Raw genomic sequence first — 13,287 nt, 5'->3', positions numbered from 1 at the left:
TGCGATCATAGGAGGGTGATGTTCGAGCTGGTCGCCTGGTACGAAGCGGAGCCGGTCTCGCGCGAGCGGGCCGCCGAGACCGACTGGGAGCAGGCCGCGCCCCATCCCGGCGTCGCGGCCTTCGCCCAGGGGTTCGCCGAGCTGAGGCCCGGCACGGGCCTGCGGACCTCGGGGGACCGCTACGCCGTGGTCACGATGACCTCCGACGAGGCCGACGAGGTCTCCACCGAGGTCTACGCGCTGGCCAGAGCCCACGGGCTGACCTGCTACGACCCCGTCCGGCGCCTGGTGCACAACCTGCGGCCCACCGGCGCGTACCGCGACATGCAGCTCCACACCGGCGACGGTGTCGTCACCGTCGACCCCGACCTCGGGCTGGTGCGCGACGTCCTGGACGGCCTCGGCCCCGAGAACCCCTTCACGGCCCTGGTGGTCTTCGGGCATCACTTCATCCAGGTCTCACCCGAGCCCGGCGGGTATGAGATGGAATACAAGGACAGCGTTCGCGATCGGATGTACCGCACTCGTGTCGACGACCTGGAGGAGGTCCGCAGGGCCTTCGAAGAGTACGCACTGGACGACCGCGCGTTCCTCGACCGGCACCGCTGGGAACTCTGACCGGGGCGGGCGCCGGACGAGTGCGCCCGGGCGCGCCGGTACCCTGACCTCGCCATGACTGACACGACGATCGTTCATCTGCTGCGCCACGGCGAGGTCCACAACCCGGGCGGCATCCTCTACGGGCGCCTGCCCGGCTACCGGCTCAGCGAGGACGGCGTCCTCATGGCCAAGGCGGCCGCCAAGCACTTCGCCGAGCACGACGTCACCGCGCTGTTCTCCTCGCCGATGCAGCGGGCGCTGGAAACGGCCGCCCCGCTGGCCGAGGCGTTCGACCTGCCGGTGACGGTCGACGACCGGCTGATCGAGGCCGACAACCACTTCGAGGGCATGACCTTCGGCGTGGGCAAGGGGTCGCTGCGCCGCCCCGAGCACTGGCGGTACCTGGTCAACCCGTTCAAGCCGTCCTGGGGCGAGCCCTACACCGAGCTCGCGGCCCGGATGCGGGCGGTGGTGATTCGCGCCAGGGACGCCGCCCGGGGGCATCAGGCGGTCTGTGTCAGCCACCAGCTCCCCATCTGGATCCTGCGGCTGCACGCCGAGCGCCGCAGGCTCTGGCACCACCCGGTCAAGCGCGAATGCGGCCTGGCCAGCGTCACCAGCCTGACGTTCGAGGGCAGCAAGCTCGTCGGCGTCGGCTACGACGAACCGGCGGCGGGCCTGGCCAAGGGACCCAGTGTCGCCGGGGCCTGAACCGGGCGCTAAGTTGAGTACTACGTCTTGTAGTAGGAGGGTCCGTTGAGCCCCCGAGTCTCCCCCCTGTCCGCCCTCGCGGGCGCCGCCGCACTGTCGGCCGCGCTGGCGGGCTGCGCGGGCACCGACGCCCAGGGCGGCCCCGACGGCGGCGACAACCGCTTCATCGGCGGCGCGGGCAACGTCCAGGAGATCCGCCCCGCCGACCGCAAGCCCGCCCCCGACGGCGGGGCCGAGCGCCTCACCGGCGGTGAGATGCGCCTCAGCGAACTCAAGGGCAAGGTCACGGTCGTGAACTTCTGGGCCTCCTGGTGCGCCCCCTGCCGCGGCGAGGCCGCCTCGCTCCAGCAGGTCTACACCGAGAACAAGGGCAAGGGCGCCGACTTCCTCGGTGTCGCCTTCAAGGACAGCCGGGGCAACGCCCAGGCGTTCGAGCGCAAGTTCAAGATCGGCTACCCGAGCCTCTTCGACTCCTCGGGCCAGACGACGCTCGCCTTCCGCGACGTCCCGCCCAACGCCATCCCCACCACCCTCGTCCTCGACCGCCAGGGCCGCGTCGCCGCCCGCATCGTCGGCGCCACCACCTACTCCAAGCTCAACCCCCTCGTCACAAAGGTCCTCGCGGAAAAGTGATACTTGCCGCCGGGGTGAACGAGACGGTCACCAGTGGGTCGCTGTTGCTGGCGGCGCCGCTGGCGGCGCTGGCCGGGCTGGTCTCGTTCGTGTCGCCGTGCGTGCTGCCGCTGGTGCCGGGCTACCTGTCGTACGTCACGGGGATGACGGGGGCCGATCTGGCCGATCAGCGGCGGGGACGGGGACGTCTGCTGGCGGGGGCCGGGCTGTTCGTGGCGGGGTTCACCGTGGTGTTCGTCAGCGCCGGGGCGGCGTTCGGCGGCATCGGGCGGTGGCTGCTGGAGTACCAAGACCCGATCACCCGGGTGCTGGGCATCCTCACGATCGTCTTCGGGCTCGCGTTCATGGGGCTCGTCCCCGGGCTCCAGCGCACGTTCAAGTCCGGACGGCTGCCCCAGGCGGGGCTGGCCGGGGCGCCGCTGCTCGGCCTGCTGTTCGGCCTCGGCTGGACGCCCTGCATCGGCCCCACGCTCGCGGCCGTCCAGTCTCTGGCGATCTCCGAGGCCAGCGCGGGCCGGGGCGCGCTACTGTCGCTGGCGTACTGCCTCGGGCTCGGGCTTCCCTTCGTGGTGACGGCGCTGGCCTACCGCCGGGCGCTGGGCGCGTTCGGCGCGGTGAAGCGGCACTACGCGCTGGTCATGCGCATCGGCGGCGGGATGCTCGTGACGATCGGCCTGCTGCTGGTCACCGGCCTGTGGGGCGATCTGACCATCCAGATGAAGTCGTGGATCAGCGGCTTCGAGACGGTGATTTGAGATATGGCGAAGATGCCGGAGACCGAGGCCGAGCCGGAGCGTGAGGACGGCCCCCCGAAGGCCGAATCCGCCGAGAGCGAGCCGGAGGCCGGGACGCTGGCCGCCCCCGAGCGGCAGGCGGCCGAAGAGGTCCCCAGACCGAAGGGGCTGGGCCCGATCGGGTGGCTGCGCTGGGCGTGGCGGCAGCTGACCACCATGCGCACGGCGCTGATCCTGCTGTTCCTGGTGGCGCTGGGCGCGGTGCCCGGCTCGATCCTGCCGCAGCGGCCCCAGGCACCCGAGAAGGTCACGCAGTACTTCGCCGACCACAAGACGGTCGCCCCCTGGCTCGACCGCCTGTCGATGTTCGACGTGTTCGGCGCGCCCTGGTTCGCGGCGATCTACCTGTTGCTCTTCGTTTCGCTGGCCGGGTGCGTGATCCCGCGCGCGGGCAAGCACTACGCGGCGATGCGGGCCCGTCCCCCGGCGGCGCCGCGCAACCTGTCGAGGCTGCCCCAGTCGGAGAAGTACGAGACCGACGCGTCCCCCGAAGACGTCCTGGCCGAGGCCGGGAAGGTCCTGCGCAAGCGCCGTTTCCGGGTCGACACGGCGGCGGGCAAGGGGTCGGTGGCCTCCGAGAAGGGCTACCTCGGCGAGACCGGAAACCTGATCTTCCACCTGGCGCTGCTCGGGCTGCTGTTCGCGCTCGGCACCGGCAAGCTGTACGGCTACCGGGGCGACGTGCTGCTGACCGAGGGCAGGTCGTTCGCCAACGCGCTGTCGATGTACGACCAGTTCGACCCCGGCAGCCGGTTCTCCTCCGGCGACCTCGAACCGTTCTCGATCACCCTGGACGACTTCAAGGCCGAGTACCAGACCAAGGGTCCCAAGCGCGGGCAGGCCACCGACTTCCTGGCCAAGATGCGGGTCCGCGAGACGCCGACGTCCAAGGAGAAGTCCTACAACCTTCGGGTGAACCACCCGCTCGGGGTCGGCGGCGCCAAGGTCTACCTGCTCGACCACGGCTATGCTCCGACGTTCACCGTGCGCGACGCCAAGGGCAACATCGCGTTCCAGGACTCCGTGCCCTGCCTGGCGATGGAGCCGCGCAACCTGACCTCCGAATGCATCATCAAGGCACCGGACGCCGAGCCCGAGCAGCTGGCCTTCTACGGCATCATCTGGCCGACGGCGATGGCCGATTCGACCGGCAAGCAGGTCGTCTCGGCCTTCCCCGCTCCGCTGCGCCCGGTCGTGACTATCTCGGCGTTCAAGGGCGACATCGGCCTGAACTCCGGGACGCCGCAGTCGGTGTACCAGTTGCCCGCGCTGAAGGACGGCAAGCTCGTCCCCATCAAGGACGGGCAGAAGCTGCTGGAGCCCGGCGAGACCCTCAAGCTGCCCGGCAACGCCGGGTCGATCACCTTCGACGGGCTCAAGGAGTGGGCGAGCCTGTCGGTCCATCGCGACCCGGGGCGCGTCCCCGCGCTGATCGCGTCCATCCTGGCGGTGGCCGGCGTGGCCGCCTCGTTCATGGTCCGGCGCCGCAGGGTGTGGGTCCGTGCGAGCGCCGGAGAGGGCGGGCGTACGGTTGTGGAGGTCGGCGGGCTCACGCTCGGCAACCCGACCTCGGAGTTCGACGACATCGTGGCCGCCCTGCGCGGCCCCCGGGAGGACGGGCCGGACGATCGTCCCGCCGCCCCTCCCACCGACCTGACCGGCGAGCCCGGCACCGACCAGGAACCTAAGGAGGGACGCGAGTGAGCAGTGCCGATCTCGCGAACCTGAGCGACAAGCTCATGCTGACCACCGTCGTGCTCTACATCGTCGCGATGCTGGCCTACGCGGCCGACCTCGGCTTCGGCCGGCGCGGCGCGGTGTCCGGCGCGGACGAGAAGGCGGAGGCCGAGGCCAAGGTCCTGGTGGGCGCCGCGGGCGCCGAAGCGGCCGCCGAGACGCCGGGAGCCGCCGCGACGGGAACCGCCGGGGCGGAATCCGGCGCCGGGACGCATGACGACGCTCAGACCGACGACGAGACGCCCAGCCGCGTAATGGAATGGGCCCGGCTGGCCGTCCTGCTGAACATCCTCGGCTGGGGAGCGCACCTCGGGGTCATCGTGTCCCGGGGGGCGGCGGTCTCCCGCTGGCCGTGGGGCAACATGTACGAGTTCCTCACCGCCATCGCCTTCGCCGCCGTGACGGCCTACCTGGTGGTGCTGTGGCGCTACAAGGCCCGTTTCCTCGGGGCGTTCGCGATGCTGGCGGCGGTCATCGCGCTCGGCGTCGCCAACATCTGGCTGTACGACGAGGCGGGCTCGGTCGTCCCGGCGCTCAACTCGTACTGGATCGCCATCCACGTCTCCGCCGCGATCATCGCGACCGGCGCGTTCTCGGTCGCGGGCCTGTCCACGATCCTCTACCTGATCAAGGAGCGGCGGCTCGCCCGGAACGCCGTCCCCGAGGGCGGGGTGCTCGCGCGCTTCCCGGCCACCGAGGCGCTCGACCGGCTGTCGCTGCGCGTGACGATGTTCGCCTTCCCGATCTGGACGGCGGCGATCGTCATGGGCGCCATCTGGGCCGACGAGGCATGGGGCCGCTACTGGGCCTGGGACCCCAAGGAGACCTGGTCGTTCATCACCTGGATCGGGTACGCCGCCTACCTGCACGCGCGGTCGACGGCCGGCTGGAAGGGCCGCAAGGCCGCGATCCTGTCGCTGGTCGCCTTCGCCGCGCTGCTGTTCAACTTCTTCGGCGTGAACTACCTGTTCTCCGGCCTGCACTCCTACGCGTAGAGAAGTCCCGCGTCATTCCTCGCCGCGCAGGCGGCGGTCGAGGTCGCGCAGGAACGCCGGATCGTCCTCGGGGCCCTTGGGTGCTGTACCCAGGGGTCCCGAGGCATGTCGCGGGCCTTGGCGGGACGCGCCCGTCCGGGCCCGTCCCAGCATCAGCCACAGCACCGCCCCGGGCAGCAGCCCGAGCAGGACGACCAGGATCCAGCCGAACTTGGGAAGGTGCCGGACCTCGGCCTCGTCGGTTCCGAGCACGTCGAAGAGCGAGAAGAGCCAAACTCCGACCATGATGAGGGCGAGCAGCACAAACGCCATGCCCCGAGGGTAGACGTTGACTGGGTGGGGATGACGGCTTGTCGGGTTGCGGCTTACTCTGCCTCGGGGGCCCGTCGCCGTTGAGACCGGGGCCCGCTGACTGAGGAGCCTGATGCGGTTCAAAGGCATCCACCGAAAGACCCGGGATTCGGGGGACGCGGCGTACGCGCCGTCGCCGCCCGACCCCGGCCCGCGCGCCGAGCCGCGGCGCGTCCGGCCGCGCAGCAACCAGCCGCGCGACCGGTTCGGCCGGTTCCGCAAGGCCGGGCGCGACGACGACTACGCGCTGGGGCCGGGTCCCGACGTGCCCGATGACACCCGGGGCACGGCCGATACGGGACGGCGACGTCCCGGGCGGCGCAGGGCCGGGCGGGCCACCGAGGTCAAGGGCCTCTCCTGGCGCGACTTCGAACTCGACGAGGAGCAGGCGCACCGGGTCGAGCCGCATCCGCCGGGAACGCCGCGCCTGGGCGACGGGCGGCGGCACTGCGGGGTGCTCGAAGACATCATCGTCCGGCAGTGGGACGTCCGGCAGGGGCCGCCCACACCCGAGGTGATCCGCGCCGTCGACAGCCTGGCCATGCTGCCCGACGGGCTGAAGGAGAAGCTCGCGGGCGGGCTCGACGGCATCTATGTCGGGCCGGGAGGCGTCCCTCAGCTGGACGACATGGGCCACCTCAGAGACCGGCCGCTGCCGTCCGGCCGGGCGACCTGGGACATCTGCGCGGGCGCCTACGGCGACCGCAAGATCGTCGTGGGCGACCGGCCCTCGCCGACCCCGGACGTGATGATGCACGAGGTCGGGCACGCGCTCGACGACATCGACGGCGGTGACGGCGGATGGACCTCCGACAGCCCGGCGTTCGTCGCGCTGTACGACATGTGCCGGCCGCACCTCGCCAGCGAGTTCCACCAGCAGCCCGACGCCCTCGGCCGCCGGGAGTTCTTCGCCGACGCCTTCGCCGCGATCTCCGCGCGGCAGCGTCCGGCACTGGTGGATATGCTCGCCGGCAACATCCGTGCCGCTCTTGATGTCATGCTCTTCTTCAACCGCAGATTCGGAATCTGATGGCGACCGGCGACGACGAACCGTACCGAAGGTGATCGACGATGTACGTGATCCGGCTTCCCGACGGCACGCTCCGGGTCCCTCACAGCGTTCTCTCCGACCCCCGCGAGGGGAGCGACGAGGGGCTGATCATCGCCCAGGCGTATGTGGAGATCGGGCCCGGCGACCCCGAGTACGACAGGCTCGTGGGCCAGTCGGTCACCGAAGAGGAGCTGGAGGACAAGCGCCGCAGGTGGCGTGACGAGGATGCGGACCTGTTGCGGACGTTCGAGGAGTGGAAGGCGAGCCGGCCTGAGGAGTAGCCGGCCCGATGCGGGTGAACCTTCGTGTGGGCCCCGTATACGGGGGATCGTGAGGGGATCGGCGGCGCGTGCGCGCGGGCCGTCCCGGAGTCAGCGCGCCGACGAGTGCTCGGCGACGGGCTCCTCCCCGCGCAGCAGCGCGTGCACTTCGGACTCGCGGAAGCGGCGGTGGCCCCCGGGAGTGCGGATGCTGCTGATCCGGCCGGCAGCCGCCCAGCGGGTGACCGTCTTAGGATCGACCCTGAAGAGGGCGGCGACCTCTCCGGGGGTCAGCAGGCGCTCGCTCGTGCTCTCCACGTTTCTTCTCCCCCTTTGTCCCGCTCTCGGCGCGGGTGGACTGTTTCCCAGTGTGGCGGGTCAAGACCGATTTCTCCCTTGTTTTCGCAAAAGATCACACTGGGTAACCGTCTGAACAGGCAGGATAACGGGAAGTAAACGTGGCATTGAGCACATCGGTCACGTTGATCTCTTCGAGTACGTCCCGCACCCCACCGGAATGCCCGTTAACGGTCCCTTCGTGCAAGCGAATAGTCTCCAGGCATGCCTGATCTTGTGCCCTTCGCGGAGATCGAGCGGGCCTCACGACGCCTCTCCGGGGTCGCCCTGCGGACGCCGCTGGTCTCGTTTCCCATGCCCGGACCGGCCGACGGTCCGCAACTGCTGGTCAAGGCCGAATCGCTCCAGCCCATCGGCGCATTCAAACTCCGCGGCGCCTACTCCGCCATCGCCGCCCTTCCCAAAGAGGAACGCGAGCGCGGTGTTGTCGCCCACTCCAGTGGTAACCACGCTCAGGCGGTCGCCTATACGGCGCGGCGGCTCGGCATTCGCGCGGTGCTGGTCGTCCCGCACACCACGCCCAAGGTGAAGGTTCAGGCGTGTATCGCGCATGGCGCCGAAGTCGTTTTCGTGGAACCCACGATGGAGGACCGGATCGCCACGGCCGAAAAGCTCGCCGCGGCGCACGGCCTCGCCCTGATCCCGCCCTTCGACGATCCCCGGATCATCGCGGGACAGGGGACCATCGGACGCGAAATCGTCGATGACCGTCCCGACACGGAAGTGGTACTTGTCCCTATCAGTGGGGGCGGCCTCATCGCGGGCATCGCGACCGCCGTCAAGATCCTCGACCCCTCGATCAAGGTGATCGGCGTCGAACCGGAACTGGCCGCCGACGCCCGCGCCTCGTTCCGCGCGGGCGAGCCGGTGTCGTGGCGTCCGGAGGACACCCGCCGAACCATCGCCGACGCCCTGGTGGCCCAGCGCGTGGGCGACCTGACCTTCGCCCACATCCGCGAGTACGTGGACGACATCGTCACCGTCTCCGAGGACGAGATCCGCGACGCCATGCGGCGGCTGGCCCTGTCGGCCCGCCTGATCGCCGAACCCGGCGGCGCCGTCGCGACCGCCGCCTTCCTCTCCCGCCGCGACGACCTGCCCGCCGCCCGCACGTATGTCTCCGTCCTGTCCGGGGGCAACGTCGACCCGGCCCTCCTCCAGGAAGTTCTGAGCGGGGGATAAACTCGTATCCGTCATGCGCTCCGTATTCCTTTACACCGCGGCCCGGTTCGGGATCTTCCTCGCCACGGCGGGCATCCTGTTCCTGTTCGGCGCGCGCGACCTGCTGCTGCTGGGTCTGGCCGTGCTGATCAGCGGTGTCATCAGCTTCGTCCTGTTGTCGCGCCAGCGCGACGCCATGTCCGCCGCCGTCGTCACCGGCGTCCGCGGCGGCCGCGCCAAACTCGACAAGTCCAGAACCAGCGAAGACGCCTGACCCACTCGCCCCCGATCGGACGGGACGTGCGGTGGCTGGTTGTCGCTGGTGGTGCGGGGTGGCCCGCTTCTCTGTGATCTGTGGTTGTTCGGCGGGTTTCCGGCTCGGGGTTGCGATGGGTTTTCCACAGATGGCCGGGCGGGCGCGGAGTGGGGTCGCGGGCCTTCTAGGCTGGGGGCATGACCCGCGCCTCACTTGACAAGCAGCCCGCCGACGTCGCGGCGATGTTCGACCGCACGGCCGACCGGTACGACCTGCTCAACAGCCTGATGACCGGCGGGCTCGACCGCCGGTGGCGGCATGAGGTCGTGCGGGCGGTCGGCGCGCGGCGGGGCGAGCGCGTCCTCGATCTGGCCGCGGGCACGGGGACGTCGTCGGTTCCGTTCGCCGAGGCCGGTGCCGAGACGGTGGCCTGCGACTTCTCGCTGGGCATGCTCCGGGTCGGCATGCAGAGGCAGCGGGACGTGCGGGGGCTGAGCTTCGTGGCGGGCGACGCGCTGCGCCTGCCGTTCGCCGACGCGTCCTTCGACGCGGTGACGATCTCGTTCGGTCTGCGCAACGTCTCCGACACCGGCAAGGCCCTGCGCGAGCTGCGGCGGGTGACCAAGCCGGGTGGGCGCCTGCTGGTCTGCGAGGTCAGCCATCCCACCAATCCGCTGCTGCGGTTCGGGCACCGCACGCATCTGAAGGTGGGGTTGCCCACGCTGGCGCGGGTCAGCTCCAATCCCGATTCCTACCGATATCTCGCCGAGTCGACGCTCGCCTGGCCCGATCAGGCGCAGCTGGCGCGGCGCCTGCAGGACGCGGGCTGGAACGAGGTCCGCTGGCGCGATCTGACACTCGGGGTAGCGGCGATGCACCGGGCGACCAACCCCGGGTGAACAAGCGGGTCCGAGCCGCCCCAGGGGTTTCGGACCGGTCCAAAACCGAGGTGGCCGAGAGGTACCCACGGGCCGCCACAAAGGAATAGACTCCCCACCGGATCCTTGTGAAGTACTTCACAAGCGAACGAGCTAAAGAGGAACGCTGTGACCGAGTCCACCCGACACGCAGACGTCATCGTCGTCGGGGCCGGCCCCGCCGGGGCGGCGACCGCCTACTGGCTGGCCCAGGCAGGGCAGGACGTCCTGCTCCTGGAGAAGGCCACGTTCCCGCGCGACAAGATCTGCGGCGACGGGCTCACCCCCCGGGCCGTCCGCGCGCTCATCGGCATGGGCGTCGACATCAACGCCCCCGGCTGGGCCCGCAACAAGGGTCTGCGCATCTACGGGGGCGGCGTCAAGGTCGAGCTGCCCTGGCCCGAGCTGGCCAGCTTCCCCGACTTCGGCCTCGTCCGCACCCGTATGGACCTCGACCAGCTGCTGGCCGAGCACGCCGCCAAGGCCGGCGCCCGGCTTCTTCAGGGCTGCAACGTCCAGGGCCCGATCCTGGACGAGCGCACCGACCGCATCATCGGCGTCACCGCCAAGTACGAGGGCGAGGAGGTCGAGTTCCGCGCGCCGCTGGTCGTCGCGGCCGACGGCAACTCCACCCGCCTGTCGCTGTCGATGGGGCTCGAACGGCGCGACGACCGTCCGATGGGCGTCGCCGTCCGCCGCTACTACGAGACTCCGCGCCACACCGACGAGTACATGGAGGCGTGGCTCGAACTCTGGGACGGCCAGCGCCTGCTCCCCGGGTACGGCTGGGTCTTCCCCGTCGGCGACGGCACCTCCAACGTCGGGCTCGGCCTGCTCAACACCAGCAAGTCGTTCCAGAACGTCGACTACCGGGGCATGCTCAAGGGCTGGTGTTCGAGCATGCCCGAGGAGTGGCAGTTCGACGAGGACCACGCCACCGGCCCGATCCGGGGCGCCGCGCTGCCGATGGGCTTCAACCGGCAGCCGCACTACACCCGGGGCATGCTGCTCGTCGGCGACGCGGGCGGCATGATCAACCCGTTCAACGGCGAGGGCATCGACTACGCGCTGGAGTCGGGCCGCCTGGCCGCCGACATCATGGTGCAGGCGCTGGCGCGCAGCACCCCCGCGCAGCGCGAGCGCACGCTGTACGAGTACCCGCGCATCCTGAAGGACGAGCACGGCGGCTACTTCACCCTGGCCCGGGTCTTCGTCCAGGCCATCGGTGACCCAAGAGTGATGAAGTTCCTCACCGCACACGGCCTGCCGCACCCTACGCTGATGCGTTTCACGCTGAAGCTTCTGGCGAACCTCACCGATCGCCGGGGCGGCGACGCGATGGACCGCGTGATCAACGCCATGCAGAAGGTGGCGCCCGCGGCATGAACCTGCCGAAGTTCCCACCCCCGGAGGGGAGTGCTATTGATCACCTTGGCTAGGGTGGCGACCCGTGTCCGTGACCGGAGTCACGGATCGGTCAGGGGTCACGCCACCGTGGCGCGTCCGTCCGGCGCCCCGTACCGCCCCATGAGCGGTGGGCAACATCGGCGGGGACGCGTCCCGTACAGCGTCGTACGTACCGAGGAGAGGCAGTAGAGACATGGATCTCTATATCCCGATCATCGTGCTTGGGGTGCTCGCTTTCGTCTTCGCGGCGGGTTCGGTGGCGATGGCCGCCCTGACGGGGCCCAAGCGCTGGAACCGCGCGCGGCTCGACGCCTACGAGTGCGGGATCGAGCCGACCCCCCAGCCTGTCGGCGGCGGGCGGTTCCCCGTGAAGTACTACCTGACGGCGATGCTCTTCATCGTCTTCGACATTGAGATCATCTTCCTTTATCCCTGGGCGGTCGCCTTCGACCATCTGGGAATTTTCGGCTTGGTGGAGATGGTGCTGTTCATCCTCACCGTGCTCGTGGCGTACGCCTACATCTGGCGTCGCGGTGGTTTGGAGTGGGACTGATATGGGACTAGAGGAAAAACTCCCGAGCGGCTTCCTGCTGACCACGGTCGAGCAGCTCGCCGGATGGGGACGTAAGAGCTCGGTCTGGCCGGCCACCTTCGGCCTGGCCTGCTGCGCCATCGAGATGATGGCCACCGGCGACCCCCGGCACGACTTCTCCCGCTGGGGGATGGAACGCGCCTCGGCCACCCCCCGGCAGGCCGACCTGATGATCGTCGCGGGCCGGGTGAGCCAGAAGATGGCGCCGGTGCTGCGGCAGATCTACGACCAGATGACCGAGCCCAAGTGGGTCATCGCGATGGGCGTCTGCGCGTCCTCGGGCGGCATGTTCAACAACTACGCGATCGTCCAGGGCGTCGACCACGTCGTCCCCGTCGACATCTATTTGCCCGGCTGCCCGCCGCGGCCCGAGATGCTGATCGACGCGATCCTCAAGCTGCACGACAAGATCCAGAACACCAAGCTGGGGGCGCAGCGCGCCAAGCAGGTCCAGGAGCTCGAAGAGGCCAAGCGCCGCCAGCTCCCGCTGCTCGGACAGGGGACGATCTGATGAGCTCCCAGCACCCCGAGCAGCAGGCCGAGCAGGCCGCCGACCAGCTCCCGGCCCAGGCCGAGGAGGAGCGCCGCGAGCAGCCCGTCGCCCGTATGGGCATGTTCGGCGCCAAGACGACCGGTGACACCTCCGGATACGGCGGGCTCGTCGTCCGGCAGTCGCCGAAGCTGTCGTCCCCCCGTCCTTACGGGGGCCCGGACGGCGCGGGCGAGCCCGGCGAGTTCGACGAGGTCGCCGACACGCTGGAGAGCGTCCTGCCGGGCTTCGGCGACGCGATCGAGCGCGTCGTCGTCCACCGTGGCGAGCTGACCTTCGTCGTCCGGCGCGAGAAGCTCCCCGAGGTCGCCCAGCGCATGCGCGACGAGCCCACGCTCCGCTTCGAGCTGTGCACAGGCGTTTCCGGCGTGCACTACCCCAAGGACGAGGGCGCCGAGCTGCACGCGGTCTACCACCTGCTCTCGATGACCCACAACCGCCGCGTGCGCCTCGAGGTCACCTGCCCGGACGCCGACCGGCACATCCCGTCGCTGGTGGCGGTCTATCCCACCAACGACTGGCACGAGCGCGAGACCTTCGACTTCTTCGGCATCGTCTTCGACGGCCACCCCGCGCTCACCCGCATCCAGATGCCCGACGACTGGGTCGGCCATCCGCAGCGCAAGGACTACCCCCTCGGCGGCATCCCCGTCGAGTACCGCGGGGCCGAGATCCCCCCGCCGGACGAGAGGCGGTCGTACTCATGACCGCACGCGGGCTGCGCGGCGAGCGCAGCGACCAGACAGCGGGCCCGGCGGGAAGCCTGCGACCGGAGCGACGAGGCAGGCCGTCGCGAGTGGACGGCTGCGAGCCGCCGAGCGTAGCGAGGCAAATGTGAGCAGTACCAAATACACCGAGTACGACGCGTACGCCGCCGACGAGGCGGCCGAGGGCCGCGTCTTCGACGTCGGCGGC

17 protein-coding genes are annotated in these 13,287 nt (G+C 70.1%); 15 read left to right on the top strand and 2 right to left on the bottom strand.

Going from position 1 to position 13,287, the window contains the following annotated elements; translation table 11 throughout:
* Positions 1-18 precede the first annotated feature (18 nt).
* From ACQPY4_RS38205 to ccsB, 6 genes are read left to right on the top strand one after another with little or no spacing between them, the layout of a single operon-like run.
* A complete protein-coding gene (locus ACQPY4_RS38205) occupies positions 19-618 on the top strand; it encodes a hypothetical protein (RefSeq protein ID WP_433329632.1) in 600 nt (199 codons plus the stop codon).
* A gap of 54 nt (positions 619-672) precedes the next feature.
* Positions 673-1,311 carry a histidine phosphatase family protein gene (locus ACQPY4_RS38200; protein WP_433329630.1) on the top strand — a complete coding sequence of 213 codons (639 nt, stop codon included), beginning with the start codon at positions 673-675 and terminating at the stop codon, positions 1,309-1,311.
* Positions 1,312-1,356: 45 nt separating this feature from the next.
* Entirely contained in the window at positions 1,357-1,944 is a 588-nt protein-coding gene (locus tag ACQPY4_RS38195; RefSeq protein ID WP_433329628.1) for a TlpA family protein disulfide reductase, read from the top strand.
* A gap of 14 nt (positions 1,945-1,958) precedes the next feature.
* The gene (locus ACQPY4_RS38190) at positions 1,959-2,699 is read left to right on the top strand and encodes a cytochrome c biogenesis CcdA family protein (protein ID WP_433329626.1); all 741 of its coding nucleotides are present in this window, start codon (positions 1,959-1,961) and stop codon (positions 2,697-2,699) included.
* A gap of 3 nt (positions 2,700-2,702) precedes the next feature.
* Positions 2,703-4,442 (top strand): cytochrome c biogenesis protein ResB, encoded by a 1,740-nt coding sequence (resB, locus tag ACQPY4_RS38185; protein ID WP_433329623.1) that lies wholly within the window; start codon positions 2,703-2,705, stop codon positions 4,440-4,442.
* Positions 4,439-5,470, top strand: a complete 1,032-nt coding sequence (gene ccsB / locus ACQPY4_RS38180; RefSeq protein ID WP_433329621.1) for a c-type cytochrome biogenesis protein CcsB — start codon at positions 4,439-4,441, stop codon at positions 5,468-5,470. The genes resB and ccsB overlap by 4 nt, the downstream gene beginning before the upstream one ends.
* A 12-nt stretch (positions 5,471-5,482) precedes the next feature.
* Here the strand turns inward: ccsB and ACQPY4_RS38175 are convergent, their stop codons facing one another.
* A complete protein-coding gene (locus ACQPY4_RS38175; protein ID WP_433329619.1) occupies positions 5,483-5,782 on the bottom strand; it encodes a PLDc N-terminal domain-containing protein in 300 nt (99 codons plus the stop codon).
* 112 nt (positions 5,783-5,894) lie between these two features.
* Between ACQPY4_RS38175 and ACQPY4_RS38170 the strand changes: the two genes are divergently transcribed.
* Both ACQPY4_RS38170 and ACQPY4_RS38165 read left to right on the top strand, forming a co-directional pair.
* On the top strand, positions 5,895-6,851 hold the full coding sequence (locus ACQPY4_RS38170) for a hypothetical protein (RefSeq protein WP_433329617.1): 957 nt from the start codon (positions 5,895-5,897) through the stop codon (positions 6,849-6,851).
* Positions 6,852-6,892: 41 nt separating this feature from the next.
* On the top strand, positions 6,893-7,153 hold the full coding sequence (locus ACQPY4_RS38165; RefSeq protein WP_433329615.1) for a hypothetical protein: 261 nt from the start codon (positions 6,893-6,895) through the stop codon (positions 7,151-7,153).
* 90 nt (positions 7,154-7,243) lie between these two features.
* Here the strand turns inward: ACQPY4_RS38165 and ACQPY4_RS38160 are convergent, their stop codons facing one another.
* On the bottom strand, positions 7,244-7,450 hold the full coding sequence (locus ACQPY4_RS38160; RefSeq protein WP_067629203.1) for a BldC family transcriptional regulator: 207 nt from the start codon (positions 7,448-7,450) through the stop codon (positions 7,244-7,246).
* 243 nt (positions 7,451-7,693) lie between these two features.
* Between ACQPY4_RS38160 and ACQPY4_RS38155 the strand changes: the two genes are divergently transcribed.
* The 7 genes from ACQPY4_RS38155 (at position 7,694) to ACQPY4_RS38125 (ending at position 13,079) form a co-directional block, all read left to right on the top strand.
* Entirely contained in the window at positions 7,694-8,671 is a 978-nt protein-coding gene (locus tag ACQPY4_RS38155; protein ID WP_433329613.1) for a threonine ammonia-lyase, read from the top strand.
* A 13-nt stretch (positions 8,672-8,684) separates the two neighbouring features.
* Positions 8,685-8,924 (top strand): DUF4229 domain-containing protein, encoded by a 240-nt coding sequence (locus ACQPY4_RS38150; protein WP_433329611.1) that lies wholly within the window; start codon positions 8,685-8,687, stop codon positions 8,922-8,924.
* Positions 8,925-9,103: 179 nt separating this feature from the next.
* A complete protein-coding gene (locus ACQPY4_RS38145; protein WP_433329609.1) occupies positions 9,104-9,805 on the top strand; it encodes a demethylmenaquinone methyltransferase in 702 nt (233 codons plus the stop codon).
* A 147-nt stretch (positions 9,806-9,952) separates the two neighbouring features.
* Entirely contained in the window at positions 9,953-11,209 is a 1,257-nt protein-coding gene (locus tag ACQPY4_RS38140; RefSeq protein ID WP_433329607.1) for a geranylgeranyl reductase family protein, read from the top strand.
* Positions 11,210-11,423: 214 nt separating this feature from the next.
* Entirely contained in the window at positions 11,424-11,783 is a 360-nt protein-coding gene (locus ACQPY4_RS38135; RefSeq protein WP_433329605.1) for an NADH-quinone oxidoreductase subunit A, read from the top strand.
* Position 11,784: 1 nt separating this feature from the next.
* Positions 11,785-12,333, top strand: a complete 549-nt coding sequence (locus tag ACQPY4_RS38130; protein ID WP_433329603.1) for a NuoB/complex I 20 kDa subunit family protein — start codon at positions 11,785-11,787, stop codon at positions 12,331-12,333.
* The gene (locus tag ACQPY4_RS38125; RefSeq protein ID WP_433329601.1) at positions 12,333-13,079 is read left to right on the top strand and encodes an NADH-quinone oxidoreductase subunit C; all 747 of its coding nucleotides are present in this window, start codon (positions 12,333-12,335) and stop codon (positions 13,077-13,079) included. The genes ACQPY4_RS38130 and ACQPY4_RS38125 overlap by 1 nt, the downstream gene beginning before the upstream one ends.
* Positions 13,080-13,287 lie beyond the last annotated feature (208 nt).

It is taken from the genome of Spirillospora sp. CA-294931, assembly GCF_050946795.1.
Lineage (GTDB): Bacteria > Actinomycetota > Actinomycetes > Streptosporangiales > Streptosporangiaceae > Spirillospora.
This window is presented reverse-complemented; position numbering and strand designations above follow the sequence as displayed.

What these genes read in the sequence shown, in the direction of transcription:
- resB (WP_433329623.1), top strand. Translation starts at nt 2,703, where the DNA reads ATGGCGAAGATGCCGGAGACCGAGGCCGAGCCGGAGCGTGAGGACGGC.
- ACQPY4_RS38200 (WP_433329630.1), top strand. Translation starts at nt 673, where the DNA reads ATGACTGACACGACGATCGTTCATCTGCTGCGCCACGGCGAGGTCCAC.
- ACQPY4_RS38130 (WP_433329603.1), top strand. Translation starts at nt 11,785, where the DNA reads ATGGGACTAGAGGAAAAACTCCCGAGCGGCTTCCTGCTGACCACGGTC.
- ACQPY4_RS38205 (WP_433329632.1), top strand. Translation starts at nt 19, where the DNA reads ATGTTCGAGCTGGTCGCCTGGTACGAAGCGGAGCCGGTCTCGCGCGAG.
- ACQPY4_RS38135 (WP_433329605.1), top strand. Translation starts at nt 11,424, where the DNA reads ATGGATCTCTATATCCCGATCATCGTGCTTGGGGTGCTCGCTTTCGTC.
- ACQPY4_RS38150 (WP_433329611.1), top strand. Translation starts at nt 8,685, where the DNA reads ATGCGCTCCGTATTCCTTTACACCGCGGCCCGGTTCGGGATCTTCCTC.
- ACQPY4_RS38145 (WP_433329609.1), top strand. Translation starts at nt 9,104, where the DNA reads ATGACCCGCGCCTCACTTGACAAGCAGCCCGCCGACGTCGCGGCGATG.
- ACQPY4_RS38170 (WP_433329617.1), top strand. Translation starts at nt 5,895, where the DNA reads ATGCGGTTCAAAGGCATCCACCGAAAGACCCGGGATTCGGGGGACGCG.
- ACQPY4_RS38175 (WP_433329619.1), bottom strand. Translation starts at nt 5,782, where the DNA reads ATGGCGTTTGTGCTGCTCGCCCTCATCATGGTCGGAGTTTGGCTCTTC.
- ACQPY4_RS38125 (WP_433329601.1), top strand. Translation starts at nt 12,333, where the DNA reads ATGAGCTCCCAGCACCCCGAGCAGCAGGCCGAGCAGGCCGCCGACCAG.
- ACQPY4_RS38155 (WP_433329613.1), top strand. Translation starts at nt 7,694, where the DNA reads ATGCCTGATCTTGTGCCCTTCGCGGAGATCGAGCGGGCCTCACGACGC.
- ACQPY4_RS38165 (WP_433329615.1), top strand. Translation starts at nt 6,893, where the DNA reads ATGTACGTGATCCGGCTTCCCGACGGCACGCTCCGGGTCCCTCACAGC.